Origin of the sequence: Streptomyces sp. NRRL F-6492, from assembly GCF_001280125.1 — a bacterium.
Classification (GTDB): Bacteria; Actinomycetota; Actinomycetes; order Streptomycetales; family Streptomycetaceae; genus Streptomyces.
Map to the genome: position 1 here is coordinate 1 of NZ_LGEG01000276.1, position 25,506 is coordinate 25,506.

Sequence of the window (25,506 nt, forward strand, 5' to 3'; positions counted from 1 at the left end):
GTGGGGGAGGGCGGGGAGGACGGGGAGGCTTGCGCCTTCTGCTCGGCGCAGGCGGTCAGCGGGACGAGGACGAGCGCGGCGGCGAATCCCGTGAGGACGCGCCTGACGCGGGTGGGCTGCATGGTCCGAACCTCCGGTGCGCCCCGGGCAGGGGCGCGTAGGGGCCGGTCCCGCACGGCACCGGCCCGGTACGTGTCATGAGTACCCGACCACGTTCGCCCGCCGCCGCCGTGCGGTCCAATGTCGGCACGCGCCGTTCCATGCGGAACCGGCATGGCGCGCGGCGGCGCATAGGGTGCGGAGTGTGGATCTGGTGGCAGCGAGTCGAGCCTTCGTCAGCGTCGGCGAACACGGCAGTTTCACCGTCGGGGCGGCCGCGGCCGGCATGTCCCAGCCGGTGGCCAGCCGACGCGTCGCCGCGCTGGAGGAGCACGTGGGCGAGCAGCTCTTCGAACGGACGTCGCGCCGCGCGGTGCTCACCCCGTTCGGCCGGGACCTGTTGCCGTCGGCGCGGGCCCTGGTGCGCGCCGCCGACGTGCTGCTCCACGAAGCCGAGACGGCACGGCGCAGGCCGTGGCGGATCGCGGTGCCCGCCGTCTGCGGCACGGTGGCGCTGGCGCGCCTCGTCGCCGACGCCCGGGCCCTCGGGATCGCCCTCGATCCGCGGGCCGCGCCGCCCGCCGAACGCCGCGACCTGGTACGGGCCCGTCAGGTGCGGGCCGCGGTGCTGGCGGTGCCGTCCGACGAAGCGGTCTGGTCGGTGCCGCTGGGCGTCGCCACGGCAGCGGATCCCGGCGTACGCCGCGTCTGGCTGGAGACCCTGCGGATCGGCCGGACCGACCGGGACCCGGCGCGGAGGTTGTGGATCCAGCCCGAGGACGACGTACCGCACGTCCGCGACCCGCTGGCACGACTGCGGGACGCGGTCGGACTGCGCCCCGCGCAGTTCGTCACGGCGACCGACCTGACGGACGCCGTGGCCGAAGTGCTGTACGGGGACGACCTGCTGCTCTGCTCGCCCGGACAGGCCGCCGGGCTCGGCCTGCACTGGCGCCCGATGGGCGAACTGAACCCGGTCCGGGGGTTCGCGCTCCGCGCGGCGGACGGCGGGGACCCGGCCGGAACGGTCAGCCGCCTGGGCCGCGCCCTCGCCCGCTGCCTGGGCGCGGACGACACCTCGGCGGGGGATACGGGAACGAGCGGGGACGGGGACGGAACGAACGGGAACCGGAAGGCGGGCACGTGCGGACCGACACGCTGATCGACGAGGTGGAGCGGCGGCTGACGGACGGCGGGCTGCGGGGCTGCCTCCTGGTACGCGACCTGCGCACCGGCGAGGAGATCGGAGTCGACCCGGACACCGCCCTCCCCTCGGCCTCCCTGGTCAAGGTCCCCCTGGCGGTGGCGACCCTGGAGCGCATCCGGCGCGGCGAACTCGACGGCGCCACCGCGCTCGACGTCGCTCCGGGACGCAGCACCGCTCCCGGGCCCACCGGTCTCACCCGCTTTCGCCACCCCGCGCGGATCGCCGTCGACGACCTGCTCTACCTGAGCACCTGCCTGAGCGACGAACGGGCCGCCGACACCCTCTTCGGCCTCACCCCACCCGCCCGGGTCACCGCCCTCCTGAGGGAGTTCGGCCTCCACGGCATCTCCGTGCGCCACACCGCCGACGAGCTCAGCGACACCCCCGTCGAACGCTTCGACACCGCCCAGGCGCACCTCGCGCACGCGCTGGCCATCGACGCCGGCACCGGCGGACGCGGCCACCGGGTGCCGCAGCTCGACACGACACGTGCCAACACCGGCAGCGCCAGGGCATGGGTCGACCTGCTCCAGGAACTCTGGACGCCCACGGCCCTCCATCCACAGGTCGCGGAGGCGGTGCGCGGACTGATGCTGCACAACGTGCTCCGCCAGCGCCTCACCCCCGACTTCGCCTCGGACGCGACCACCTGGTGGTCCAAGACCGGCACCCTGCTCAACCTCCGGCACGAGATCGGCGTGGTGGAGCACACCGACGGCGGCGCCTACGCCGTCGCGGTGCTCACCGAATCCCTGGTGCCGGCCGCCGTCCAGCCCGGCGCGGACGCGCTGATGGGCCAGGCGGCCCGGGCACTGCGCGACCACCTGCGCCACGTCTGACCGACCCGCTCCAGGCGCGTACAGTACCGGGGGGCGCGGCGAGATCACGAGGAGTCCGTCTTGACCGCGGTCAGTCTTGAGCACGCCACCGTTCCCGCCGACACCGGCGAGGTCACCCTCCTGATAGCCCGCCGGGTCGACCCCGGCCACGAAGCCGCCTTCGAACGGTGGGCGAGGGGCATCCTCGACACCGCGGCCGCTTTCCCCGGCCACCTCGGACACGGGTTCTTCCGCTCCTCCGGAGGCGACGCCCCGTGGTTCCTCGTCCACCGCTTCCGGGACGCCGGGGCGTGTCGGACCTGGCAGGAGTCGCCCGAGCGCGCGGCCTGGTTCGCGGACTGCGACGGACACCACCACACCGAGATCGCCCGGCGGGAACTGACCGGCATGGAGACCTGGTTCGCCGAGCCGGGCTCCGTCCGGCCCGCGCCGCCCCGGTGGAAGATGGCGATCGGCGCGACCCTCGCCATCTATCCGATCTCCGTCCTCGGCAGCCTCTTTCTCCTGCCCCACCTGGCCACGCTCCCCCTCCTCCTCGGCAACGCCGTCACGGCCTGCGTCTTCAACGTGCTCATGACGTACGTGGCGATGCCGGCCGTCAGCAGGCTCCTGCGCGGCTGGCTCACCCCGTAGCCTCCGTCGGCCACGGACATTTCCCGGCACGGGGGCGAATCCTTTCGCGCCCGCCCCGCCTCTCATGAACGTGCGGACGACCTCGTCCGCACCAGGACCCACCGGGAGGAACCCATGACCACCGTCGTCATCGCCACGGCCGCCGCGCTGCTGCTGTGCGCGTGCGCCGTCACGGTGCTGCGTCGCCGGAGGGGTCGGCGTGGCTGACCGCACCTGGCCCGGCGAGACCCTGATCGCCGCGGCGCAGCGCGGCGACACGGAGGCGCTCACCGCCCTGGTGCACGGCTCGTACCCGCACGTGCACCGGTTCGCGCGCACACTGTGCGCCACACCCCAGGACGCGGAGGACGCCGCCCAGGAAGCGCTGTTCATCCTCTACCGCAAGATCGGCATGCTGCGGGCCTCCGGAGCGCTGGCGTCGTGGATGTTCCGGATCGTCCGCAACGAGTGCCTGCGCCGCACCCGCGCCCTGATCCTCCACGGCCCGGCCGCCCCGGGCAGTGGAGGACCCGGGTGCTGTGACGACCCGGGCCACCACGGGGCGACGGACGGGAACCACGCGTCCGGCGACACCGCACGGTCCGCCGAGGAGGAGGCCCTGCTGCTCCTGGAAGCCGAACGCGTCGGGGCCGTGATCGCCGCCCTGCCCGCCGACCAGCGACGGGTACTGATCATGCGGGACGTCCAGGGCCTGCCCGGCCGTGTCGTCGCGGGCCGGCTCGGGCTGAGCACCGCCGCGATGAAGTCCCGTCTGCACCGGGCCCGTTCGGCGGTACGCGAGGCACTGCGCGAAGAGCCGGCATCCACGGAAGGACGAGGACGATGACACCTGCCCCCACCACGACGAGCGCCGCCCCGTCCGGCGCCCCCGCCGGTGACCGTGCGCCACGACGCGGCGGCTTCGCGAGCGCCACCGTCCCGCGCCACCTGGCCCGCGGCGCGATCGGATTCGGTGCGCTCATCGGTTCACTGGTCCTGCTCCGGGTCGTCGGGCCCGCGGGTCTGCTGCTCGCCCCGCTCGGCCTGGTCGCCCTGCGCGGCTGCCCGATGTGCTGGGCCGTCGGCCTCGTGGAGACCGTTTCCGCCGGGCGGTTGCGCCGCTCCTGCGCCGGGGGGAGCTGCACACCGCGACGCGTCTGACGATCGCGTCGGGGGTGGGCCCGGTGCTCGCGACTCCGGGGGCGGGCGGAGCGCAGAGCGCACCACCCGCCCGCGCCCGTCCCGCCGACGCCGAGCAGCGTGCCGTCCGCCGGCAGGCCTGACGGCCCCGGCCCTACTTCAGGTGCCGGGTGAAGAACCGAGCCGCGGCGTCCCCCGCGAATCGGGGGACGCCGGTGTGCCCGCCCATGTTGGCGTGCAGCGTCTTCTCCTCGGAGCCGAAGGCGTCGAACAGGTCCAGGGCCGCCTGCCGGTCGTTTCCTTCGTCGTCCCACTGCAGCAGGACGTGCAGCGGAATGGTGACCCGGCGGGCTTCCTCGAACATGGTGGCGGGCACCAGGCTCCCGGCGAACAGCACGGCGGCCGAGACGCGTGGCTCGACCACCGCGAGCCGGATGCCGATGGAGATCACCCCTCCCGAGTACCCGACCGGGCCGCCGATCTCGGGCAGCGACAGGAGGGCGTCCAGAGCGGCCCGCCACTCGGGGACCGACTCCTCGACGAGCGGGAGGACGAGGGCGTCGATGATTCCGTCGTCGACCGGCCCACCGGCTTCCAGGGCCCGGCGCAGGTCGGCACGGGCCTGTTCGGCTCCGGCCAGAGGGGGCCGGTCACCGCTCCCGGGAAGCTCGACGGTGGCCGCGGCGAAGCCGTCCGCCGCGGCCTGCCGGGCCCGCTCCGCCAGTCGTGGATACATCCTGCGGAGCCCGAGCGGCGGGTGGCCGAGCAGGATCAGCGGTGCCGGGGCGGGGAGTGAGGCGGGCGTCCACAGGATGCCGGGGATCTCGCCGAGGGTGAATTCGCGCTCGAGGACGCCGTCGTCGAGGCGCTGTTCGGAAGTGAAGTGCACGGTCGTGCCTTTCGGGAGTGCTCTGGAACGGCGCTCCCGGACGACCTATCGCCCGACCGTGACCCCGGAGGGGAGCACCCATGTCGATACAGCGTTCACGGGTACCACCTCCTCGTTCTCTCGCACGGCCTCGGGAAACGTAGCAGCGATCGCGACGGCCCGCCAAACGGATTTTCACGCGGGTTCCGCAGGCGGCTCTTCGCTCCGTTCCTCGTTCCGGAGACGGGTGTACGGGCGGGGGTACGGGCGGGCGGACGGGCGGACACGGCGGCGGCCCGGCCCGGCCGCCTGCCGCACGAGCGCGGGACCGTCCCGGCCGACGGCGTTGCCCTTCCCGGCCTGACCCGCCGCCCCGAGCGGGAGGAACGGCGACCACCGTCCCGCGACGCCCCTCCCTTGACCTCCACGACGCCAGCCACTAGCTTGCGGTCAACGTCGTCCCACAGCTCCCGGAAGGAGGCGACCGGCGGATGCTCACCCACTCCGACCTCGGTCGCCCCGCCGAATGCACCGCCTGGGTTCCGGGCCAGATCGCGCACGGCTGCTGAACGCGTCCTTTCCTCCGTGCCCGTCCACGGCACGTCGCGGGTTTCGTGGTTCCCCGTCCCCGCACCCCCTTTCCCCAGCACTTCGCTGACGCATGCCTTCTTGCGCCCGCCCCTTCTCGCGCGGCGCGTCTGAATACAGAAAGCTGCCCGAACATTGACGAACACGATGAACCGCTCGATCGCGCGCCGAACCGCGGGCCTGTCGTGACGGCGGCGCGTATCACGGTCAACGGCGACGAAGCACCGATCTCCCCGGCCGCACCCCACACCACGGTGCTCGACTTCCTGCGCGAGCGCGGCCTCACCGGCACCAAGGAGGGCTGTGCCGAGGGCGAGTGCGGAGCCTGCGCGGTCCTGGTCGCCCGCCCGGGGACGCACGAGCCCACCGACTGGGTGGCGGTCAACGCCTGCCTGCTCCCGGTCGCGGCCCTCGACGGTCAGGAGGTCGTCACCTCGGAGGGGCTCGCCACCGCCGGTGAAGCCGGCACGCCGGCCACCCTGCACCCGGTGCAGGAGGAGATGGCGGTCCGCGGCGGCTCCCAATGCGGTTACTGCACACCGGGATTCGTCTGCAGCATGGCCGCCGAGTACTACCGGCCCGACCGCCGGGCACACGTGGACCCGGCCGCCTGCACCGACCCCGAGCACGGCCCGAACGGCTTCGACCTGCACGCGCTCAGCGGCAACCTGTGCCGCTGTACCGGCTACCGCCCCATCCGCGATGCCGCCTTCGCCGTCGGCATGCCCCCGGAGGAGGACCCCCTGGCCCGGCGCCGCGAGCAGTCCCCGCCGGGACCGGTGGCCACCGAGTACACCCGGGGCGACAGCGCGTTCCTGCGGAGAAGCACCCTGGACGAAACACTGCGGCTGCTGCGGGAGCGGCCCGACGCGGTGGTGATCGCCGGCTCCACCGACTGGGGCGTGGAGGTCAACATCCTTTCCCGGCGCGCGGATTGCGTCGTCGCCGTCGACCGGCTGCCCGAACTGCGCGAGCTGCGGGTCGCGTCCGATCACATGGAGATCGGAGCGGCGCTGACGCTCACCGAGATCGAACGCCGCCTCGACGGCGGCGTGCCCCTCCTCGCCGAACTCTTCCCGCAGTTCGCCTCCCGGCTCATCCGCAACGGCGCGACCCTCGGCGGCAACCTGGGCACCGGATCCCCCATCGGAGACAGCCCGCCGGTCCTGCTCGCGCTCGACGCGTCGGTGGTGCTCGCCGACGCCGACGGCGAGCGGGAGGTCCCGCTGGCGGACTACTTCACCGGCTACCGGCAGAGCGTGCGCCGTCCCGGCGAGCTGATCCGCGCGGTGCGCGTCCCGCTGCCCCTGTCACCGGTCACCTCCTTCCACAAGATCGCCAAGCGGCGCTTCGACGACATCTCCAGCGTGGCGGTCGCCTTCGCGCTCGACATCGAGGACGGGACGGTCCGCAAGGCGCGCATCGGCCTGGGCGGCGTCGCGGCCACCCCCGTCCGCGCCCTCGCCACCGAGGCGGCCCTGGAGGGCGAGCCGTGGACCGCGGAGACCGTCGAGGCCGCGGCCCGGGTCCTGCGGACCCAGGGCACCCCCATGGACGACCACCGCGCCAGTGCCGCCTACCGCGCCGAGATGCTCGGCCAGAGCCTGAGGAAGCTGTACGTGCGAACCACCGGGACGGTGTCGTCATGAGCCAGTTGTCCGAGCGTCCCGCGAAGCCCGTCGTCGGCGTCTCGATGCCGCACGAGAGCGCCCACCTGCATGTCACGGGCGCCGCGCTCTACACCGACGACCTGGTGCACCGCACCAAGGACGTGCTGCACGCCTACCCGGTCCAGGTCATGAAGGCCCGCGGCCGGATCACCGGGCTGCACACCGGGCCCGCGCTCGCCGTGCCCGGTGTGGTCCGCGTACTGACCGGAGCCGACGTGCCCGGGGTCAACGACGCCGGGATGAAGCACGACGAACCGCTCTTCCCCGACGAGGTCATGTTCCACGGCCACGCGGTCGCCTGGGTGCTCGGCGAGACCCTGGAGGCGGCGCGCCTCGGCGCGGAGGCCGTCGAGGTGGAACTCGACGAACAGCCCTCCCTGATCTCGCTGCGGGACGCGATCGCCGCGGGGAGCTTCCACGGCGCCCGGCCCGTGATGCTCACCGGCGACGTCGACGTCGGCTTCGCCGACTCCGCCCACGTCTTCTCGGGCGAGTTCCTGTTCTCCGACCAGGAGCACTTCTACCTGGAGACGCACGCGGCGCTGGCCCTGGTCGACGAGAACGGGCAGATGTTCGTCCAGAGCAGCACCCAGCACCCCTCGGAGACGCAGGAGATCGTCGCGCACGTGCTCGGACTGCCCAGTCACGAGGTGACCGTGCAGTGCCTCCGGATGGGCGGCGGCTTCGGCGGCAAGGAGATGCAGCCGCACGGGTTCGCGGCCGTCGCCGCGCTCGGCGCCAGACTGACCGGCCGGCCGGTCCGGGTCCGGCTCAACAGGACCCAGGACCTGACCATGTCCGGCAAGCGCCACGGCTTCCACGCCGAGTGGAGGATCGGCTTCGACGCCGACGGCCGCATCCAGGCCCTGGACGCCACCCTGACCGCGGACGGCGGCTGGAGCCTGGACCTGTCCGAACCGGTGGTCGCCCGTGCGCTGTGCCACGTCGACAACACCTACTGGATCCCCCACGCACGCGTCGCCGGCCGCATAGCCAGGACCAACAAGGTCTCCAACACCGCCTTCCGCGGCTTCGGCGGCCCGCAGGGCATGCTGGTGATCGAGGACATCATGGGCAGGTGCGCGCCGTTGCTCGGCCTCGACCCCATGGAGCTGCGGGAGCGCAACTTCTACCGGCCCGGTCAGGGCCAGACGACACCGTACGGACAGCCTGTCACGCACGCCGAACGGATCTCCACGGTCTGGCGGCAGGTGCGGGCCGACGGCGACGTCGCCCACCGCCTGCGCGAGATCGCGGCGTTCAACGCCGCGCACCCGCACACCAAGCGGGGGCTCGCGGTCACCGGCATCAAGTTCGGCATCTCGTTCAACCTCACCGCCTTCAACCAGGGCGGCGCGCTGGTGCTGATCTACAAGGACGGCTCGGTCCTGGTCAACCACGGCGGCACCGAGATGGGCCAGGGACTGCACACCAAGATGTTGCAGGTCGCCGCGACCACCCTGGGCATCCCGCTCCACAAGGTGCGCCTCGCCCCGACGCGCACCGACAAGGTGCCCAACACCTCCGCCACCGCCGCCAGCGCCGGGGCGGACCTCAACGGCGGGGCGGTGAAGAACGCCTGCGAGCAGCTGCGCGAACGGCTGACGCGGGTGGCCGCCACCCAGCTGGGCGCGAACGCCTCGGACGTACGCATCGTCGAGGGCGTCGCCCGTGTCCTCGGCGACGACAGGGAACTGGCCTGGGACGACCTGGTGCGCACCGCGTACTTCCAGCGGGTCCAGCTGTCGGCGGCCGGCTTCTACCGCACCGAGGGCCTGCACTGGGACGCGAAGACGTTCCGGGGCTCGCCCTTCAAGTACTTCTCCTACGGCGCCGCGGCGGCCGAGGTCGAGGTGGACGGCTTCACCGGCGCGTACCGCATCCGGCGGGTGGACATCGTCCACGACGTCGGCGACAGCCTCTCCCCGATGATCGACATCGGCCAGGTCGAGGGCGGCTTCGTCCAGGGCGCGGGCTGGCTGACCCTGGAGGACCTGCGCTGGGACACCGGTGACGGACCGCACCGAGGCCGGCTGCTCACCCGGGCGGCGAGCACGTACAAGCTCCCCAGCTTCTCCGAGATGCCGGAGGAGTTCCACGTCCGGCTCCTCGAGAACGCCACCGAGGAGGGCGCGGTCTACGGGTCCAAGGCCGTGGGCGAGCCCCCGCTGATGCTGGCGTTCTCGGTACGGGAGGCACTGCGGCAGGCCGCCGCGGCGTTCGGCCCCGCCGGAGCCGGCGTGGAACTCGCCTCGCCCGCCACACCGGAGGCGGTGTACTGGGCGGTCCAGGCGGCCCGCCGGGCCGACCCCCTTCCGGACCGCCGCCCCGGCGACGGGACGCGCACCGGGGCGGAAGCGTCGCACCGTGCCTGACATGACCTGGGTCACCGCGGTCGCACGGCTACGGGCGCGCCGGGAGGCCGGTGTGCTCGTGACCGTCGCGACCGTGCGCGGCCACGCCCCCCGCGACGCCGGCGCGAAACTCGTCGTGGGGCGGACCGGGACGTGGGGCTCGATCGGCGGCGGCAACGTCGAGGCGGTCGCGATCGACCGGGCCCGGGAGATGATCGGCGCGTCCGCGCCCGGACCGGAACTGATCGACTTCGCCCTGAACGACAAGGTGACCAACCGGCACGGCGTGCAGTGCTGCGGGGGCACGGTCTCGATCCTGCTCGAACCCCTCCCGGTGGTGCGGGCGGTGGCGGTCTTCGGCGTCGGACACGTCGGAATGGAACTGGCGCGCATCCTGGCGCGTCAGGACCTCGACCTCCATCTGGTCGACAGCCGCTCCGACGTCCTGGCCGAGGAGCGGCTCGCCGTCCTCGCGGACGCGGTGGCGGCGGTGCGGGTGCACCACACGCCGCTGCTGCCCGAGGAGGTGCTCGAGTGCTTGCCGCGCGGCACCCACGTCCTGATCATGACCCACGACCACGCCGAGGACGCCGCCCTGTGCGACGCGGCCCTGCGCACGCCCCACCTGGGTTCCATAGGGCTGATCGGGTCGGCGGCCAAATGGGGACGCTTCCGCGAACGCCTCCTCGCGGAAGGCGGCCACGACAAGGCCGCCGTCGCCCGGATCAAGACCCCGATCGGACTGACCGACATCACCGGCAAGGAACCCGCGACCATCGCCGTGAGCGTCGCCGCCGACCTGCTGCGCACCTTCGAGACCGAAGGGAACTGACGCCCCGGACCGCACCGCGAAGGCCTCCCGGGACGGCACGGTCCGAGAGGACCGTTCAGGGGCGGGGGGAGGAGGGCAGGGAGGCGGGGTCCACCCCGGACAGCTCCACGATGCGGTGCGCCGGTACGCCGACGGCCAGGGCCTTGCTCAGCAGGGCGCTGCGGCCCTCCTTGCTGTCGCGGTAGGCCAGCAGCTCCTCCTCGACGGCCGCCACCGGATCGGTGGCGCCGGCCCGGCGCACCCGCTCCAGTTCCTCTCCGTCCAGCGGTACCGGCAGCCGCTCGGCGTCCTCGGGGATCATCCCGGTCTGCTCGGGCGGCACGATGCGCAGGGCCGGGGAGGCGACGTCGGTCTCGTGGGCGCCGAGCCAGGCCCGCACGGCCGGGGTCCGCAGGCACTCCAGCTCCCCGACGAGGGAGACGGGCGTGCCCTGCCAGCCCGGGCCGGGGGAGGTCTCGACGAGGAAGAGGTAGGCGTCGTCAGTCATGGTGGATCACTTCCAAGCGGTGTGCCGTGGTGTCGTTGCGCTTGTGCCTACCCGCTTCCGGCTCCACCATGACCGCCGCCCCCGGCCGTCCTTCACGACCGGTCGCCGGATCGGCCGACGTGGAGCGACACGACCTCGTAGGACACCGCCGAGGCGGGGGACAGGCCGCGGCAGGTGAGCCGGCGGGGCGGAGACCGGTGGGCGCGGACCTCGACCTCGAAGGCCGAGAGGCCGGCGAGGCGGCCGGTGACGCGGATCCGCCACCGGTCGCCCTCGCGGACCGTCTCCTCGATCGCGTAGTCGTGCCGCCCCGACGGGCCCGCGTGCCGGAGCACGGCGGACAGGGCGGCCTGCTGGGACGGGACGAGGTCGGTGTACCCGCGCAGGTGGTCCGCGCGGATGCGGTCCGCCAGGTGCCCTTCGACCACCGTCACCGCCGAGGCGGCGTCGAGGTCGCCGTAGTAGACGCCGTCGGGTGCGACGACGACGTTGGCGGCGAACCGGTCGCCCCCCACGTGCGTGCACTCCCACACCAGGTCCGGCCAGCGGTCGCTCAGCGCGCGCCCCACCGGACGGCCGCGGACGGCGCAGCAGGCGTCGTGCGTGCCGTGGGCGCAGACGAGGACGACGGGCGGGTGGTCCCGTTCTCCGGACGAGTCCAGGGCGTCGACGATCTCCGCCAGGTCCTTGTCGTTCCGCCAGACGCCCCACTTCTGGCGGTGGGCGCCGTCCCCGTCGTACCGCAGGACGGCCCAGCGCGGCGGATCGTCCGGCCTGCGGCGTCCGTGGCGCCTGATCAGGAACATGCGGGCGCGCAGCGCCTGGGCGGCGGCGTACACCCGTGCCTTGACCTCCGGTTCGAGGTCGAGGCCGTCGAAGCCGTTGACCGGCCATCCGGCCCGGTACTCGATGAGGATCCAGACCGAGCCGTACGGCGCGGTGCCCGCGAGCGGGTCGCCGCGCAGCCGGGCGGCCTCGGCGCAGAAGAAGCGGGGGAGAGCCGTCATTCCGCCCGCTTCACGGCCCGGCAGGCACCAGTACGCCCGCGCGCAGAAGTCGTTCGACGAAGGGAAGGCCGAGGTCACCGGCGTGATGGACCTCCCCGTCGAGGATCCGGCGCACCGGAGGCAGGTCCGCCTCCGGGAAGTCGAGCCAGCCGGCGCGGGTGGAGAGCCGCCCGCCGTCGAGCCGTGCCTCCAGCGCCTCGCGCAGCCGCACCGGCGTTCCGGCGGAGAGGCCGTCGACGGCCGCGAGCTGCGCCAGCGGCCCCAGGGGACCGGGGCGCGCCCGGCCGCGGCGGGCGCGGTGGAACAGGGGCGCGGGATCGGCCTCGCCGAGCGCTTCGACGAGACGCCGGCGTACGAGGTCGAGCTCGTCGTCCGGCCCCTCCACGCCCAGGGGGAGGGAGCCGCGCATCTCGGGGTCGTCGCGCAGGAGGGCGAGCGCGGCCCGCGTCAGCTGTTCGGCCAGCGCGTGCCGCGTCCAGGTGTGCACGCCGAGCGTCAGGTGGATCGACACCGCGCCCTGCGCCTCGGCGGCGTGCAGCCAGCCGCGCGGCAGGTAGAGGACGTCGCCGGGTTCCAGCACGGTGTCGAGGTACGCCTCGCCCCGGGCGGCGTCGGCGACGGCGGCGCGGTGGTCGGTCCAGGGCTGGTCGCGCAGCGGGTCCGGGTGCACGGGCTCGTGGAGGATCCAGCGCTTGGTGCCGGCGATCTGCAGGACGAAGACGTCGTGGACGTCGTAGTGGTCGTCGAACCCGCGGTTCTGCGGCGGGGTGACGTAGGCGTTGGCCTGCACCGGGTGGCCCAGCTCCGTGCCGAGCCGCGACGCGAAGTCCGCGATCGGCTCCCAGGTGCGCTGGAGCGCCTGCAGGACCAGGGTGGCTCCGTCGGCGAAGCTCCGCCACAGCGCGGTGTCGTCGAGCTGGTCCGCGACCGTCGCGCCGACCCCTCCGGAGGAGGTGAACGACGACTCGGGGAGGGTGGAGCCGTCCTTGGCGACGCGGAGGAACGGCGTGCGCAGTCCGCGCCGGGAGATCAGCTCGTCCACGGCGGACGCCGAGAACAGGTCGGAGAAGTCACCGGCTCCGCGCGTGAGCAGCGGAGCGCGCCCCCAGACGTCCCGGGCGAACTCCTCGCGGCTGAGGTTCGTCAGACGCGCTTCGAGGACACCGCGGCCGGTGTCGGCGGCGGTGTCCCGAAGCGTCGTGGGGGCCGTGCTCAAACGCCGCGACCGGTCTCGTCGGCCGCGCCGTCGGCACCACCGTCGTGGACGCCGGGCGTGCCCGCCGCACCGCCGTCCGCGGGGCCTTCGGCTCCTCCGTCCGCGCCGCCGTCGTGGACGCCGGGCGTGCCCGCCGCACCGCCGTCCGCGGGACCTTCCGCACCGCCGTCGGCGCCGCCGTCGTGGACGCCCGGAGTACCGGCCGCACCGCCGTCCGCAGGGCCTTCCGCACCGCCGTCGGCACCACCGTCGTGCACGCCGGGCGTACCCGCCGCGCCACCGTCCGCGGGGCCCTCCTGCTGGTTCGGGTCCTGCTCCGGGTGAGTCATGTCTCCTCCTGAGGAATCGGGCGACCGGGGATCGTCTGGGTCCCGCTCGGAACCTCCCAGTACCCCTTACAAGCTCACTCACGCAGCTCGGAGCGGCAACCGGAGCGGGACGGGACCCGGAAGGGCGCGCGGAGGGCACGGGGAGGATGCGGTGACCCCTACGACCTGCCGGAACAGTCGGTCTCGGTCCAGGTCGCCCGGAGGTCACGGCAGACGACGGTGAGCGTCCCCTCCCAGCAGGCGATCTCGTGGCTGCAGCCGTCTCCGTGCGGCAGGATCTCGTCGAGAACCACGGTTCCGAGGTCCGCCCCCGTGGCGCCGGCGGGCTCGATGACGAAGCGGGACACGCCCGTGTACCGGATGACCAGGTCCTGGTCGTGCTTCCAGCAGTTGTGCCCGAACTTGACCTCCACCTCCTCGCCGCCGGCACCCCGGACGGCCCGGAGCGCCAGGTCTTTCACGCATCGCCTGCCGCGAAAGTCGTAGTGGTCGCCGTCCGTGGCGAAGGCCCGGGCACCGGGCGGCAGATCACCGGCGACCGAGGGCAGGTGCGCCGGGTAGCCGGCCGGGTCCAGGACTCCCGGCGCACCACCGACCCGCGCATCGACATCGCGGACCAGACCGCACCGGAGCCGGCGATCTGGTTCCGGGCCCCCGGAAGCCGGCCCTGGGCCAGGTTGGTCAGGACGCCGAGGAGGAGCCCTCCGACGAACGCCGATGCCGTCGCACGGGCCCAGCCCCTTCCGCTCGTGTCGGACACCGAGGCGGTGACAGGGATGACAGGAGACGCGCTCATGGTGGTACTCACCGTCTCGTTCGGGGGCCGAGGGGCTTCACGCCCCTTGGCGCGGTGATGCGGATGCGCGGAACCGGCGGTGCGTTCCCCCACCGCCGACCGGGAACCGTTCGCCGTGCACAAGACGATCCACAGACTCCGTTTTCGCCTCTGCGGCAACGGCAGTTGGGCCGCCGGCCCACTCGCGTTTCCGCCGCCTGCCCGCCGGACGGAGCTCCGCTGAAGCGGTCATTCCCCATGCCTTGGAGCGCAGTACGACGTTCACGGCCGTGACACCGACGACGAGTGGGATGAGTTCGCTCGCCCCACTCCGAAGGAGTCATCGCCTTGAGAAACTTCCTTCGCCGGATCGGCGTCATCGCCGCGGGCACCGCCCTCCTCGGCGGCGCCCTGTCCGTCTCACCGGCAGCCGCAGACGACACCGTCGACGTCCAACTCCTCAGCATCACCGACTTCCACGGCCATCTGCAGCCGCCCAGCGCCGCGCAGGGCGGCTCCATCCCCACCGGACGCGGCACCTCGGTCACCGTCGGCGGCGCCGCCTACCTCGCCACCCACCTGGAGCGCCTCCGCGGCGACCACCCCCGCTCCGTCACCTTCGCCACCGGCGACAGCTTCGCCGGCTGGCCCTTCGAGGTGGACGCCTTCCAGGACGAGCCGACGATCGAGGTCCTCAACAGGCTCGGCGTGCGCTTCTCGGCCATGGGCAACCACGAGCTGGACGTCTCCCCGGAGTTCCTGGTCCAGCACATGGAAGAGGGCCGCTGCTTCGGCCGGATCGACGTGGACAGCTGCTTCACGGACTCCACCGGACGGCGCTTCCACGGCGCCGACTTCGACTTCCAGTCGGGCAACGTCGTCGACGCGCGGACCGGTCGCCCGGTGGTGGACCCGTACCGTGTCGAGTGGTTCGAATCCGACAGCGGCAAGCGGATGCCCGTCGGCTTCATCAGCACCACGGTGGAGGGCTCCGTCACCAACTCGACCTCCTTCCAGCCGCAGCTGCGCGCCCTCGACCAGGCGCGGACCATCGCGCGCCACACCGCGGAACTCCAGCGGCGCGGCGTCGAGGCCATCGTCCTCAACGTGCACGAGGGCGGCTCGCAGACGGACGCCGCGACCGCGGGCTACGACGCGTGCGACTCCGCCTTCGGCCCGGTCTTCGAACTGGCGAAGAAGGTCCCCGCCGAGATCGACGCGATCGTCACGGGGGACTGGCACAGCCGCTTCAACTGCATGGTGCCCGACCCGGCCGGCATACCGCGCCCGATCGTGGAAGCGGGCAACCACGGCGCCGTGATCAACGAGATCGACCTGGCCCTCGATCCGAGGACCGGTGAGGTCCTCAGGGACCGCACCCGGTCCGTCAACCACGCCGTGACGCGCGACGTGGCACCGGACCGCGACGTCCAGAAGATCGTCGACTACTGGGCCGAGCGCGGGGCCCGGCGCTTCGCCGAGCCGCTCGCCCGGCAGACGGGCTCCTTCACCCGGACGCCGAACGTCGCGGGGGAGAGCACGGCGGCCGACCTGTACGCCGACGCGCAGTACTGGAACGCCAACCGCACCCGCGCGGGGCGGGCCGACCTGGCGCTGATCTCCGCGCGGCCCGCCAAGGGCAGCAACGCCGTGCGGGGCGACCTGCCGTTCGACAAGGGGAGCCACCCCGCCGACGCGGACGGGCGCATCCTGTTCGGCGAGTCCTGGAACGCCTACGGCTACGGGAACCCGGTCCTCACCGTCGGTGTGACGGGTCGTCAGCTTGACGCGATCCTCGAACAGCAGTGGCAGAAGCAGGCGGACGGGACGGTGAAGTCCGCACCGCTCGCCGTGTCCCGCAACGTCTCGTACAGCTTCGACCCGGCCCGGCCCGTCGGCGACCGCGTCTCCCCGCGCGACGTGGTGATCGACGGCCGGCCGCTCGACCCCACCCGTACCTACCGGGTGGCCGCCCTCGCCTACACGGTCATCGGCGCCGACGGGTACGACGCCTTCGCCGGCTACACCGCGCCCGTCCGCAACGGCGCCGACCACGAGAGCTTCGTGGACTACCTCAGAGCCCGTGGGACGATCTCTCCCGCACCCCTCGACCGCGTCCGCATCCGCGTCAAGAGCTGACGCGACCGAGCGCCGCCAGGCCCCCGCACACGGGCCCATGCCCCTCGACACCAACGCGCCCCTCGACACCACCGTGTCTCTCGACACCACCGGCCGCCCGGGACCCTCTCCGGGCGGCCGGTGGTGTCGCCGTACCACGGCACGTGCTCGGGTCGACTCGCGGGCCACGAGTTCGTTCGGGATGACCACCGGCTCCCTGGGGCCGCCCTCGACGAGCCCGAGGAGGAGGTGGACCGTGGCGATGGCCTGATCGGCCATGGGGCTGCGTACGGAGGTGAGCGCCGGTGCGGTGTACGCGGCGGCCTCGATGGCGTCGAAGCCGACGACGGCCACGTCTTCGGGCACGCGGCGGCCCGCCTGCTCCGCGCCATGACCCCGGCCGCGGTGCCCGCCGGCACGGTCCGCGTGTCCGAGTCCAACGCCACCTGCGCCTACAGCCACTCCAAGCCCGACGACCCGATCGTCGTTCCGGGCCTGCCCGGCGCGTCCCGCATGCACGGCTTCTTCGGCAACAGGAGCACCGACGCGTTCACCACGACGCGGAGCCTGCCGGCCCACACGGGCACCAGCCGCACCCCCGCCGAGGACCTGTCCGCCTACTGGATCCCCACCCTCTACGAAGGCGGCAGGGCCGTCGAGACCGGCCGCGGCGCCGACGGCAACTGGCCGGTCTGCGCCCCAAGGCCAAGCTCGTCCACCAGTTGCTCTTCCCCGACTGCTGGGACGGCGAGCACCTCGACAGCCCGGACCACAAGTCGCACGTCGCCTTCGCCCAGAACGGCAGGTGCGGCGGTGACCACCCCGTCGCGATCCCGTCCGTCTCCTTCGTCATCGGCTACCCGACCCCCGGAAGCTCCGCGGGCAGCGGCCTTCAACGCCACCGACACCGCCTGGATCCAGCTGGTGATCCCCATGAACGAGCGGGCCCGCCTCCTGACCGACCTGGCGCCCTCGCGCACGAAGGACCCGGCCCTGACCGTCCTCGCGGCCCGCACCGGAACGCGACTGGAGGAGGAACTGGCGGGACCGCGCGAGCTCCTGGACCCCTCGTGAGTCCCCGACACCCGCCCCCACGAGGGGCACGACATGCCCGGCATGGTCGGCCTCGACGCCCTCGCGAGAGCGGAGAAGACGACGGGAAAGGAGTTCGAACAGATCCTCACCGACGGCCTCCGCACCCATCTCGCGCAGTCCAGGACGCTCTGCGCGGGCGAACAGACCTCCGGCGGAGCGCGGGAGGCGAAGGACCTGGCCGCCACCATCGCCAGGAATGCCGGACAAGAACTCGACGGGCTCGGTACGAACCCCCGTCCGTGACCGGCAGTCGCGCACGGGGCCACCGGTCCACCCACAACGGAAGCCACAGCCCGGCACCGGGCGGTTCGGCGCAGGTGCCGGGCCGCCCGGTGTCGCCCGGTGCCGCCCGCTATTCAGCGCCGGTGGCGTGCGGCGAGGACGACGGCGAGCGACAGCACCAGGGCCGCGACGAGGACCGCTTCCACTCCGGCACGGGCGTGCAGGAGACCGCCGCTCAGCGCTCCTGCGGCGAGCGTAGCCACCGACAGCCCCCGCCGTACGGTCGCCGGCCCCGGCCGGTCCGCGGCCAGCCCGGTGAGGGTCCTGGTCATGACGGTCGTCGTCAGATCGGGCACCCCCAGACGGTGCACGACGGCGTTCTGCAGCCCCATGCCGCAGGCCAGGGGGACCAGTACCGCGTAGCGACCCCACCCGGCCCCCTGCGCTGCGAGAGCGAGCGCGACCAGGAGCGCCTGGACGGCGAGCAGCGGCGCGAAAAGCCGACCGGGTTCGGCGTCCCGCCGCCACGCGCCGCCCGCGACCGCCCCGGCCAGAAAGCCCGTCAACGCCACGGCGGAGGCCAGGGCCGACAACTGGGCGACGCCGGACAGGGCGAACCCGAGAAAAACCACGTTGCCGGTCATGTTGGCCACGAAGACCCGGCCGAGCCCGAGGAAGCTCGCCGCGTCGACCAGCCCGCTCAGGAACGTCAGTACGAGCAGCAGCGGAGCGAACCGCGCACGGGGATGGCCCTCGGGAAACATCCGCCGCCCCGCCGCCCCGTTCCTCCCGCCACCGACGGCCCGCACCCACCTCATCCCCTCAGTGCACCAGAGACCCCGACGCCCCGCGAACGCCCCGCGGCCGATCGTGGCGCACCCCTCCCGAACCCGCACGCGGCCTACCGGCGTGCGGGAACAGCCGGCCCTTCAGGTCGGTCCGCGACGTACCGGTCGAGCACCTGCGGCAGGTAGTCCGCCGCAGGACCGAGACGCCCGGCGGCGGCCGCCGAGGCTACGAAGGCGATCTCGTCGAGTTCCGGACCGGCGTCGTGACCGGCCTGGACGGCGGACAGATCCGTGTGCAGGCGGCGCACGAGAGCGCTGGACGTGCGCGGGCAGAGGAAGTGGAAGCCGAGGCTGCCGAACCGGTCGGACCGGGTGAGGGCCCACAACCGCAGCTCCTCCTCGGCGATGCGGATCCCGGTCTCCTCGACCAGCTCACGGGCGGCGTGCCGGTGCAGTTCCGCCGTGTCCAAGGGCGCACCGGCCGGGGGCGGTTCCACCGCGCCGCCCGGCAGGCCCCACCGGCCGGGCGCCGCCGTGGCGGGGGACCCGCGCCCGACCAGGAGGCCGTCCTCGGTGGGCACGAGGACGGTGACGAACACGGACCCGGGAACCTGGGCGGGCGGCCGTAGCCGACGCAGGGCGCGACAGCGGTACGGCATCGGCGCCCAGCGCACGACCAGCTCCCCGGCCCCGGGCCGGTCGACGCCGAGACAGGCCACCAGCGGCCCGTCGAACGTGGCGGGGTTCCGGGCCGTCGTCTCCTCCCAGAGACGGTCCACTTCCCCTTCCTCCCAGGGTGAGAGGACGGGCGTCGGCCGCTCGGCGAACGTCAGCGCACGGACATCGAGGAACTCGACCCGGGCCCGGCCGGGCCCGGGGGTTCCTTCCGCCCGGTGTGGACCGACGGCGCGGTTCACGAGGTCCTCGACCGGAACGTCGCGCCGGAGCCCGAATCCGCTTGTGGCCGGGGCCGCGGAAGGACCGTACCGGTGGCGTCGCCGCCGTAGCCCTCCTCAAGCCGCCCGGCGACGTCCGGTGGGCGGCCGTGGTACCCGGACGGCCGGGCCCGGACGGGCACGGGCGGCTTGTCGAACACGTTTGATGTGTGGCTCATACGGGTCCTTCCGTTCGTGGACCGGGATGCCCCGCGCACCCTCACCCAGACCGCTGCTCTCCGCTCGATCTCAGTTCGGCCTCATGGGCCGCCAGGTCTTCCGGGCACCGGTAAACCCCGCCAGCAGCGCTGTCGCAGCGAAGAAGACGATGAAGAAGGGGCTCTTGCAACCGGCGGCGGTCACCGCCATGAAGAGGCAGACCGCCCAGTCGATCCAGGCCCGCTTCAGCGATGCCGCCAACGTCTTCATGTACGCCCCCGGGCGAGAGAGTGGATCATGGAGCGCAGCCTCGCTGAAGCCTGTGCCGTAGTCAACGCGACCACATCACAGAAGTCGAGTCGGAGCCCAGAAGAGCCCTCGCGGGGGCGAGCGGCCGTGGCGAGGGCCTACGTTCTTCGTCAAGCGTGCGGGCGGCTTCGGCCCGGGGTCCGCTCTTCTTCGCGGGGCGTGAGACTGTCTGGTCGTGCCAGAGATGATGAGTGGGTTGGAGGCTGCCCTGGCTGGGGCGTCGTCTTCGTCGTGGACGCAACGCGCTCGTGCCGGGCGCGACCTTGCTTCCTTCCCTGATGTTCCTCAGGCCGCGGAAGCGCTGGTGGGGCTGTTGCTGGACGTCGAGGACACGGCGGTGACCCGACAGACGGCAGAGGCCCTGGCCCGGGTGGGGACGGTGGCCGCCGTGAGGCTCGTCGCTCTCGCGGTCGCCGAGGCCGACGACAACCAGGCCGACTGGCTCCAGGCCGGGGTGCATGACGCGCTCGTGGGACCGGGCGGTGTGCCGGGCGTCGCGGCGGCCTGCGCGAACCTCGCCCGGGACCGGAACGACGCTGTCCGGCGGGCTGCCGCAGATATCTCGGCGTGGATCGAGGTGCCCGACGACTCCGTGACCGGGGCGAGTCCGGCGTAGGAGGCGAGGCGGGCGGCGGTGCGGAAGCAGGTGTCGTCGCCGACGGTGGTCAGCAGGGCGGTCGGGGAGCCGTAGCGCTTCGGTGAGCTCCAGCGAGCACAGGATGTGCGGCAGGGCGCGGGCCGCGCCCGCGATCACCACCGCGTCGCACGTGTCGGTCTTCGCCTCGCCCGGATACAGGTCGGCGACCCGGCGCATCGCCAGGCCGGACAGGTGGGCGACCCGGTAGCCCGCGTCCCGGGCCACGGCCGGCGGGAAGGTGCCGATGGAGGCAGGCCGGTCCACGATCACCAGGACGGTGCCGAACTCCGCGGTCGGCTTGTCCAAGACGGCCCGCGGCTTCGGTTCGCTGTCGGGCAGCTGCTCGGGGCACAACAGAAGACCGGCCGGCCCCGGGTGTTCACTCCGTGGACAGATGCCCCCGGCGCCCCTTCCGGGTGCTAGCGTCCCGTTCATGCAGCACACCGCCACCCTCGCCATGATGCGAATGATGCCCCCGAACCCGGAGGCGCTTCGCTAGCGAAGCCGTGTGCGCGCAGGACGCGACGGACCCTCCGGATACGGAGGGTCCGTTTTTTGTCGTCCCGGCCCGGTCACCGGCGGCTCCGGGCACCCCCCATCCATCGCCGCCCCCCATCCGTCACCAACCCCATCCCTCACCGCCCCGCCCAGCACGGACCCGTCCCCCACCCCCCTCCATCCCTCACAGAAGGCGAAGAACCCGCCATGACCCTCCCACCGGTCATCTCCCTCACCGACTGCGCCGACCCCAACGCGCTGGCCCGCCAGTCCACCCGGATCGCCGCCCTCTTCGGCGCCACGCCGACCGTCCTGCCGCTCGAAGGACCGGATCCGGAGGGCAGCGCCGCCCTCACGCTGCTCGACCTGCTCCGCTCCACGGATCTGGTCGGCGGGCCGACGCAGCCGGTGGTGGTCCTGGTCAACATCGCCCCCAGGGACGGCCACTGGCCCAACGGCGTCCCGTTCTGCCACTTCCGCCACGGAGAGCACCTGATCGTCAGTACGGCGAACCACCGGGTCCTCGCACCGCTGGCGACCTACCTGGGGCTGACGGAGGTCCAGGTCACCGACATCCGCGAGGTGCTGGAGACCGCCGCCGCCGGATGGGCCCGGCTGACGCCGGACGAGATCGAGGAAGTGGCGCGCACCCAGTTCCGGAGCCTGTGGTACGCGCCCCTGCTGGCCCGTTGGCTGGCCGACGGCCGCCCGGTCCCCGGAAAGCCGATGGACGTGAGTCGATCCGTCGCACCCGAGGTGCGGGTCGCCGTCGTGGACAACTTCGGCAACTGCAAGCTGGACCGGCCGGCCGCCGAACTGCCCGGCCACGCGGGCGGGGAGGGACTGCTCGTACACAACCGGCACGAAGACCGTGACGTCCGGGTGCGCTGTTACGACCGGCTTCCCGACGTCCCGCTCGGCGAGCCCGGAATCACCGTCGGGAGTTCCGGGATCGGCTTCGCCGAACTGGTCGTCCGTGGTGGTTCCGCGGCCGAGGCATTCGGTCTGCGCCAGGGTGACCAGGTGTTTCGTCTCACCAGCTGACATGTTATCAACGCGTTACCCCGTTGCGGACGGGCGAGATTGACGCCGGTCTCCGTGAGCCGGAATGCTGAAACGCATGTCCGGAACTCTCCCCCTGGTACGCCGCCGCCACGTCGACAACGTGCGCTGCGCCGCCGATCTGTGTAGCTGAACGCACAACACCGGCCCCCCTTTTTCCGTACCTTTTCCCGGACTTCCTTTCTAAGGACCCCTGATGTCCCGTATCCGAACGACCCTCGCCGCATCCGCCGCCGCCGTCACCGCACTGGTGGTGACCGCCTGCGCCCCCCAGCCGCAGAGCACCCCCGGGGCCACCGCCTCCGGCGGCCCCGACTGCACGGTGAACAGCCCCAGCCTCCACAGAAGCGGCCGGCTGACCGTCGCGACCGATTCCCCCGCCTACGAGCCCTGGTTCGACAGCAACACCCCTTCCAATGGAAAGGGGTTCGAAAGCGCCGTGGCCTATGCGGTGGCCGACAAGCTGGGCTTCGCCCGGGACCAGGTGAAATGGGTCGTCGAACCCTTCGCCCATTCCTACGCGCCCGGAGCGAAGTCCTTCGACTTCGACATCAACCAGATCTCCATCACTCCGCAGCGCGCGAAAGCGGTCGACTTCTCGACCAGTTACTACACGGCCAACCAGGCCATCCTGACCCTGAAAGACTCGAAATTCGCCAACGCCGCGTCCCTGGGCGCGCTCAAGGACGCCAGGATCGGCGTACAGGTGGCCACGACCAGCTACCAGGCCGTGCTCGACCAGCTCAAGCCCTCGCGCCGCCCCAGCGTCTTCAACACGACCAAGGACGAGGTCAACGCGCTGAAGAACGGCCAGATCGACGCGATCGTCACCGACCTGCCCACCGTCTTCTACCTCGCCGGGGCGGAGGTCGACAACGCGAAGATCATCGGTCAGTTCGGCTACGCGGGCGGCAATCCCGAGGAGTTCGGCCTGCTCCTGCCGAAGAACAGCGGGTACACCTCCTGCGTGAACCGGGCCCTGAACGCGCTCAAGGCCGACGGAACGCTCGCCGCGCTCACCTCCCAGTGGCTGTCCGCCTCGGCGAACGTCCCCGAGCTGAAGCGGTAACGGGACGACCGTGGACCTCGAGAAAACGACCCTGCCCCACCCACCCGTCGCCCCGCCGGACGACGCCCACCGCCCCAGCGACCACGAACTCGAACGGCGAGGCTTCCGCCGCTCCCGCAAACGCCGCCACGCCTGGACCTCCTCCCTGTGCACCGTCCTCGGCCTGGCGGTGCTGGGAGTGGCGGCGGTCACCTCGCCGGGCTGGGAACGCGTCGACAGCCTGTTCCTCGACGGAGCCGAGCTCCGGGCCGCGTTCCCCGAACTCCTGCGGGGCTTCTGGCTCAACATCCAGATGTTCCTCATCGCCGAGGTGCTGATCCTCGTCCTGGGGCTGCTGATCGCCCTGGTGCGCGTGTCCCGCGCACCGGGCCTGCAACCGCTGAGGCTCGCCGCGGCCGTCTACGTGGACGTCTTCCGCGGCGTGCCGACCCTGCTGCTGGTCTTCCTCATCGGATTCGGCCTTCCGGCGCTGCAGTTGCAGGGCACGCCGTCCGAGCCCTGGGTCCTCGGCGTGATCGCCCTGGTCCTCTCCTACGCCGCCTACGTGGCGGAGGTGTTCCGGGCGGGCCTCAACTCGGTGCATCCCGCACAGCACAACGCCGCGCGGGCACTGGGGCTCAACGAACGGCAGACCCTGCGGCACGTCGTGCTGCCCCAAGCGGTACGCAACGTACTCCCGCCCCTGCTCAACGACTTCATCGCCCTGCAGAAGGACACCGCCCTGGTCGCCGTACTCGGACCGCTGGAGGTGCTGCGGGCGGCGCAGATCAAGGCGGACTACGACTTCAACTACACCCCTTACCTGGGAGCGGCCCTCTTGTTCCTCGCGGTGACCATTCCGTTGACCCGCTTCGCCGACCGGCTCCAGCGGCGGACGGCACGGCGCACCTGGGCGGGAGCGGACCGATGAGCCGACCCCTGCTGCGCATCCGAGGCGTCCGCAAGCAGTACGGAGCACGGCCGGTCCTGCGGTCGGTCGACCTGGACGTCGCCGAGCACCAGGTCGTCTGCCTCATCGGCGGCTCGGGCTCGGGCAAGTCGACCCTGCTGCGGTGCGTGGACCTGCTGGAGGTCGTCGACGACGGCACCGTCCACCTGGGCGACACCGAACTGACCGACCCCCGTCTCGACCCCGACGTCGCCCGCAGGCGGATCGGCATCGTCTTCCAGGCCTACAACCTGTTCCCGCACCTGAGCGTGCTGGACAACATCACGCTCGCACCACGCCGCGTCCACGGCGTCCCCCGCAGACGGGCCGAGGCGTCGGCCCGCGAACTGCTGGCCCGGCTCGGACTCGAGGACAAGGCGCGGGAACACCCCGACCGGCTGTCCGGCGGGCAGCAGCAACGCGCCGCGATCGCCCGCGCGCTGGCCACCGAGCCGGAGCTGCTCCTCTTCGACGAGATCACCTCGGCCCTCGACCCCGAACTGGTCGGCGAGGTCCTGGACGTCGTCGCGGACCTCAAACAGCGCGGCCTGACCATCCTGATGGCCACGCACGAGATGGACTTCGCCCGGCGGGTCGCGGACCGGGTCTGTTTCCTGGAGGACGGCGTCATCGTGGAACAGGGCACCGCGGAGCAGGTACTCACCGCCCCGAGGGAGCAGTCCACCCGGCGCTTCCTCGCCCGGGCGCTCGACCGTTCCTGAAGCGCGCCCCCCGATCCCGCCGGGCCGGAGCCGGCCCCCGTGAACGACTCCCCGCCGCCTGTCGCGCCCGGTCTCCTCAGGCATGTCGGCACAGGAGCCTGTCCGCGCCCTCAGTAGGGTGAACCCCTCACGCATGGAACGACCGTGCGCCCGGCCGTTCCGGAAGAGGGCTTCCGGCGGAGAGTGAAGAGACCGCGATGAGCGAACCGACGAAGCCCGAGGTCGTCCTTCCGGAGGGCGACGCCCCCACCGAGCTGACGGTCCGGGACCTCGTCGTCGGAGACGGGGCCGAGGCGAAGCCGGGCGGGGTCGTCCGGATCCACTACGTCGGGGTCACCTTCGGAACGGGCAGGGAGTTCGACGCCTCCTGGGACGGGGGCCGGCCGTTCAAGTTCGCCGTGGGCGGCGGCCGGGTCATCAAGGGCCTGGACCGGGGGATCAGGGGGATGAGGGTCGGCGGCCGGCGCGAGATCGTCGTCCCCCCGCGCCTCGGCTACGGCAAGCAGTCGCCCTCGCCGCTGATCCCGGCGGGCTCGACCCTCGTCTTCGTGGTGGACCTGCTCTCGGCCTGAGGCGGGCCGCCTGCTCCCCGGCCCGGTCCGCGGACTTCAGGCGGTTTCCCCGGGTCCCGGACCGCTTGTGAAGGCCGGATCGTTTCAGGGGGACATACGCATGGACCATGCCCTGCAGTTGCGCAAGGCGACGCCTCGGGATCACGACTGGATCCATGGGCTGCGTCACCGGGTGTACGCGGAGGAGCTCGGCCGGCATCCGGTGGATCCGTCGGGAAGGCTGAACGACGGGCTCGACGGCGACAGCTTCTGTCTCGTGGCGGCGCGCGGCTAGGCAGTTTCTCTCGGATCATCGTGCTGACCAGATGAAGATGGCCGCAACGTGGAGTCCGGCCAGGTAGACGGTGGCGGTCTTCTCATAGCGGGTGG

At 72.6% G+C, this 25,506-nt stretch carries 27 protein-coding genes and 5 pseudogenes; 20 read left to right on the top strand and 12 right to left on the bottom strand.

The features are described 5' to 3' along the window. The first annotated feature begins 304 nt into the window (after positions 1-304). The 5 genes from ADL08_RS32990 to ADL08_RS33010 all read left to right on the top strand — a co-directional run bounded on the left by ADL08_RS32990 (position 305) and on the right by ADL08_RS33010 (position 3,918). Entirely contained in the window at positions 305-1,261 is a 957-nt protein-coding gene (locus ADL08_RS32990; RefSeq protein WP_053649620.1) for a LysR family transcriptional regulator, read from the top strand. After that, positions 1,243-2,145, top strand: coding sequence for a serine hydrolase (locus ADL08_RS32995; RefSeq protein WP_053649622.1), 903 nt, complete (start codon positions 1,243-1,245; stop codon positions 2,143-2,145). The genes ADL08_RS32990 and ADL08_RS32995 overlap by 19 nt, the downstream gene beginning before the upstream one ends. Positions 2,146-2,205: 60 nt before the next feature. Further along, complete coding sequence (locus tag ADL08_RS33000; RefSeq protein ID WP_053649624.1) at positions 2,206-2,778, top strand: antibiotic biosynthesis monooxygenase; 573 nt, start codon at positions 2,206-2,208, stop codon at positions 2,776-2,778. Between the two features lie 199 nt (positions 2,779-2,977). Continuing rightward, a complete protein-coding gene (locus tag ADL08_RS33005; protein WP_053649626.1) occupies positions 2,978-3,604 on the top strand; it encodes an RNA polymerase sigma factor in 627 nt (208 codons plus the stop codon). After that, positions 3,601-3,918 (top strand): hypothetical protein, encoded by a 318-nt coding sequence (locus ADL08_RS33010; RefSeq protein ID WP_234352352.1) that lies wholly within the window; start codon positions 3,601-3,603, stop codon positions 3,916-3,918. Before ADL08_RS33005 ends, ADL08_RS33010 begins: the two co-directional genes overlap by 4 nt. 133 nt (positions 3,919-4,051) lie before the next feature. Here ADL08_RS33010 and ADL08_RS33015 read toward each other — a convergent pair whose 3' ends face one another. Continuing rightward, positions 4,052-4,786, bottom strand: a complete 735-nt coding sequence (locus ADL08_RS33015) for a hypothetical protein (protein WP_053649628.1) — start codon at positions 4,784-4,786, stop codon at positions 4,052-4,054. Positions 4,787-5,538: 752 nt separating this feature from the next. Between ADL08_RS33015 and ADL08_RS33020 the strand changes: the two genes are divergently transcribed. The 3 genes from ADL08_RS33020 to xdhC are packed head-to-tail and all read left to right on the top strand — an operon-like array spanning position 5,539 to position 10,209. Further along, positions 5,539-7,002: a xanthine dehydrogenase small subunit gene (locus tag ADL08_RS33020; protein WP_053649630.1), complete on the top strand. Its 1,464-nt coding sequence runs from the start codon at positions 5,539-5,541 to the stop codon at positions 7,000-7,002. Further along, complete coding sequence (gene xdhB / locus ADL08_RS33025; RefSeq protein WP_053649632.1) at positions 6,999-9,398, top strand: xanthine dehydrogenase molybdopterin binding subunit; 2,400 nt, start codon at positions 6,999-7,001, stop codon at positions 9,396-9,398. Before ADL08_RS33020 ends, xdhB begins: the two co-directional genes overlap by 4 nt. 1 nt (position 9,399) lies before the next feature. After that, entirely contained in the window at positions 9,400-10,209 is an 810-nt protein-coding gene (gene xdhC / locus ADL08_RS33030) for a xanthine dehydrogenase accessory protein XdhC (protein ID WP_053649635.1), read from the top strand. A 55-nt stretch (positions 10,210-10,264) separates the two neighbouring features. On the opposite strand, the gene ADL08_RS33035 is transcribed toward xdhC, so the two are convergent. From ADL08_RS33035 to ADL08_RS33045, 3 genes are all read right to left on the bottom strand, one after another. After that, positions 10,265-10,696 carry a DUF6003 family protein gene (locus ADL08_RS33035; RefSeq protein ID WP_053649637.1) on the bottom strand — a complete coding sequence of 144 codons (432 nt, stop codon included), beginning with the start codon at positions 10,694-10,696 and terminating at the stop codon, positions 10,265-10,267. A gap of 92 nt (positions 10,697-10,788) precedes the next feature. Continuing rightward, entirely contained in the window at positions 10,789-11,703 is a 915-nt protein-coding gene (locus ADL08_RS33040; protein ID WP_053649640.1) for a sucrase ferredoxin, read from the bottom strand. Positions 11,704-11,713: 10 nt separating this feature from the next. Then, positions 11,714-12,919, bottom strand: coding sequence for a cupin domain-containing protein (locus ADL08_RS33045; RefSeq protein WP_053649642.1), 1,206 nt, complete (start codon positions 12,917-12,919; stop codon positions 11,714-11,716). Positions 12,920-12,963: 44 nt separating this feature from the next. On the opposite strand from ADL08_RS33045, the gene ADL08_RS39270 reads away from it, so the two are divergent. Further along, positions 12,964-13,260 carry a hypothetical protein gene (locus ADL08_RS39270; RefSeq protein WP_199837147.1) on the top strand — a complete coding sequence of 99 codons (297 nt, stop codon included), beginning with the start codon at positions 12,964-12,966 and terminating at the stop codon, positions 13,258-13,260. Positions 13,261-13,406: 146 nt separating this feature from the next. On the opposite strand, the gene ADL08_RS33055 is transcribed toward ADL08_RS39270, so the two are convergent. Beyond that, the gene (locus ADL08_RS33055) at positions 13,407-13,709 is read right to left on the bottom strand and encodes a hypothetical protein (protein ID WP_234352353.1); all 303 of its coding nucleotides are present in this window, start codon (positions 13,707-13,709) and stop codon (positions 13,407-13,409) included. Continuing rightward, complete coding sequence (locus ADL08_RS38575) at positions 13,706-14,044, bottom strand: DUF6518 family protein (protein WP_234352354.1); 339 nt, start codon at positions 14,042-14,044, stop codon at positions 13,706-13,708. Before ADL08_RS38575 ends, ADL08_RS33055 begins: the two co-directional genes overlap by 4 nt. A gap of 327 nt (positions 14,045-14,371) precedes the next feature. On the opposite strand from ADL08_RS38575, the gene ADL08_RS33060 reads away from it, so the two are divergent. After that, positions 14,372-16,162, top strand: coding sequence for a bifunctional metallophosphatase/5'-nucleotidase (locus ADL08_RS33060; RefSeq protein WP_053649647.1), 1,791 nt, complete (start codon positions 14,372-14,374; stop codon positions 16,160-16,162). Between the two features lie 210 nt (positions 16,163-16,372). On the opposite strand, the pseudogene ADL08_RS39100 reads toward ADL08_RS33060, so the two are convergent. Next, a pseudogene (locus ADL08_RS39100) lies at positions 16,373-16,660 on the bottom strand (substrate-binding domain-containing protein); the annotation flags it as partial. Between ADL08_RS39100 and ADL08_RS39275 the strand changes: the two are divergent. From ADL08_RS39275 to ADL08_RS33070, 3 genes and pseudogenes are all read left to right on the top strand, one after another. After that, positions 16,655-16,723: pseudogene (locus ADL08_RS39275) on the top strand (hypothetical protein); the annotation flags it as partial. The pseudogenes ADL08_RS39100 and ADL08_RS39275 sit on opposite strands and share 6 nt — an antisense overlap. Before the next feature lie 140 nt (positions 16,724-16,863). Next, positions 16,864-16,950, top strand: a pseudogene (locus ADL08_RS39280) (DUF1996 domain-containing protein); the annotation flags it as partial. A 298-nt stretch (positions 16,951-17,248) separates the two neighbouring features. After that, positions 17,249-17,479 (top strand): hypothetical protein, encoded by a 231-nt coding sequence (locus ADL08_RS33070; RefSeq protein WP_053649651.1) that lies wholly within the window; start codon positions 17,249-17,251, stop codon positions 17,477-17,479. A 113-nt stretch (positions 17,480-17,592) separates the two neighbouring features. On the opposite strand, the gene ADL08_RS33075 is transcribed toward ADL08_RS33070, so the two are convergent. From ADL08_RS33075 to ADL08_RS33085, 3 genes are all read right to left on the bottom strand, one after another. Beyond that, the gene (locus tag ADL08_RS33075; protein WP_234352355.1) at positions 17,593-18,276 is read right to left on the bottom strand and encodes a YoaK family protein; all 684 of its coding nucleotides are present in this window, start codon (positions 18,274-18,276) and stop codon (positions 17,593-17,595) included. 83 nt (positions 18,277-18,359) lie between these two features. Beyond that, positions 18,360-19,025 (bottom strand): NUDIX hydrolase, encoded by a 666-nt coding sequence (locus ADL08_RS33080; RefSeq protein WP_053649655.1) that lies wholly within the window; start codon positions 19,023-19,025, stop codon positions 18,360-18,362. A gap of 405 nt (positions 19,026-19,430) precedes the next feature. Next, positions 19,431-19,610: a hypothetical protein gene (locus ADL08_RS33085; protein ID WP_053649658.1), complete on the bottom strand. Its 180-nt coding sequence runs from the start codon at positions 19,608-19,610 to the stop codon at positions 19,431-19,433. A gap of 343 nt (positions 19,611-19,953) precedes the next feature. On the opposite strand from ADL08_RS33085, the gene ADL08_RS38585 reads away from it, so the two are divergent. Then, positions 19,954-20,265: a hypothetical protein gene (locus ADL08_RS38585; RefSeq protein WP_053649660.1), complete on the top strand. Its 312-nt coding sequence runs from the start codon at positions 19,954-19,956 to the stop codon at positions 20,263-20,265. Here ADL08_RS38585 and ADL08_RS39285 read toward each other — a convergent pair. Together ADL08_RS39285 and ADL08_RS38590 are read right to left on the bottom strand one after the other, a co-directional pair. Continuing rightward, a pseudogene (locus ADL08_RS39285) lies at positions 20,250-20,321 on the bottom strand (hypothetical protein); the annotation flags it as partial. The gene ADL08_RS38585 and the pseudogene ADL08_RS39285 sit on opposite strands and share 16 nt — an antisense overlap. A gap of 16 nt (positions 20,322-20,337) precedes the next feature. Further along, positions 20,338-20,655, bottom strand: a pseudogene (locus ADL08_RS38590) (IS110 family transposase); the annotation flags it as partial. Positions 20,656-20,991: 336 nt separating this feature from the next. On the opposite strand from ADL08_RS38590, the gene ADL08_RS33095 reads away from it, so the two are divergent. The 6 genes from ADL08_RS33095 to ADL08_RS33120 all read left to right on the top strand — a co-directional run bounded on the left by ADL08_RS33095 (position 20,992) and on the right by ADL08_RS33120 (position 25,411). Continuing rightward, positions 20,992-21,828 carry an SAM hydroxide adenosyltransferase gene (locus ADL08_RS33095; RefSeq protein ID WP_053649662.1) on the top strand — a complete coding sequence of 279 codons (837 nt, stop codon included), beginning with the start codon at positions 20,992-20,994 and terminating at the stop codon, positions 21,826-21,828. A 214-nt stretch (positions 21,829-22,042) separates the two neighbouring features. Next, positions 22,043-22,915: an ABC transporter substrate-binding protein gene (locus ADL08_RS33100; protein ID WP_053649664.1), complete on the top strand. Its 873-nt coding sequence runs from the start codon at positions 22,043-22,045 to the stop codon at positions 22,913-22,915. A gap of 10 nt (positions 22,916-22,925) precedes the next feature. Next, entirely contained in the window at positions 22,926-23,825 is a 900-nt protein-coding gene (locus ADL08_RS33105; RefSeq protein ID WP_234352356.1) for an amino acid ABC transporter permease, read from the top strand. After that, positions 23,822-24,565: an amino acid ABC transporter ATP-binding protein gene (locus ADL08_RS33110; RefSeq protein WP_053649666.1), complete on the top strand. Its 744-nt coding sequence runs from the start codon at positions 23,822-23,824 to the stop codon at positions 24,563-24,565. Before ADL08_RS33105 ends, ADL08_RS33110 begins: the two co-directional genes overlap by 4 nt. 197 nt (positions 24,566-24,762) lie before the next feature. Beyond that, positions 24,763-25,137, top strand: a complete 375-nt coding sequence (locus ADL08_RS33115) for an FKBP-type peptidyl-prolyl cis-trans isomerase (RefSeq protein WP_053649668.1) — start codon at positions 24,763-24,765, stop codon at positions 25,135-25,137. A 100-nt stretch (positions 25,138-25,237) separates the two neighbouring features. Next, on the top strand, positions 25,238-25,411 hold the full coding sequence (locus tag ADL08_RS33120; protein ID WP_159043168.1) for a hypothetical protein: 174 nt from the start codon (positions 25,238-25,240) through the stop codon (positions 25,409-25,411). Positions 25,412-25,506: the final 95 nt, after the last annotated feature.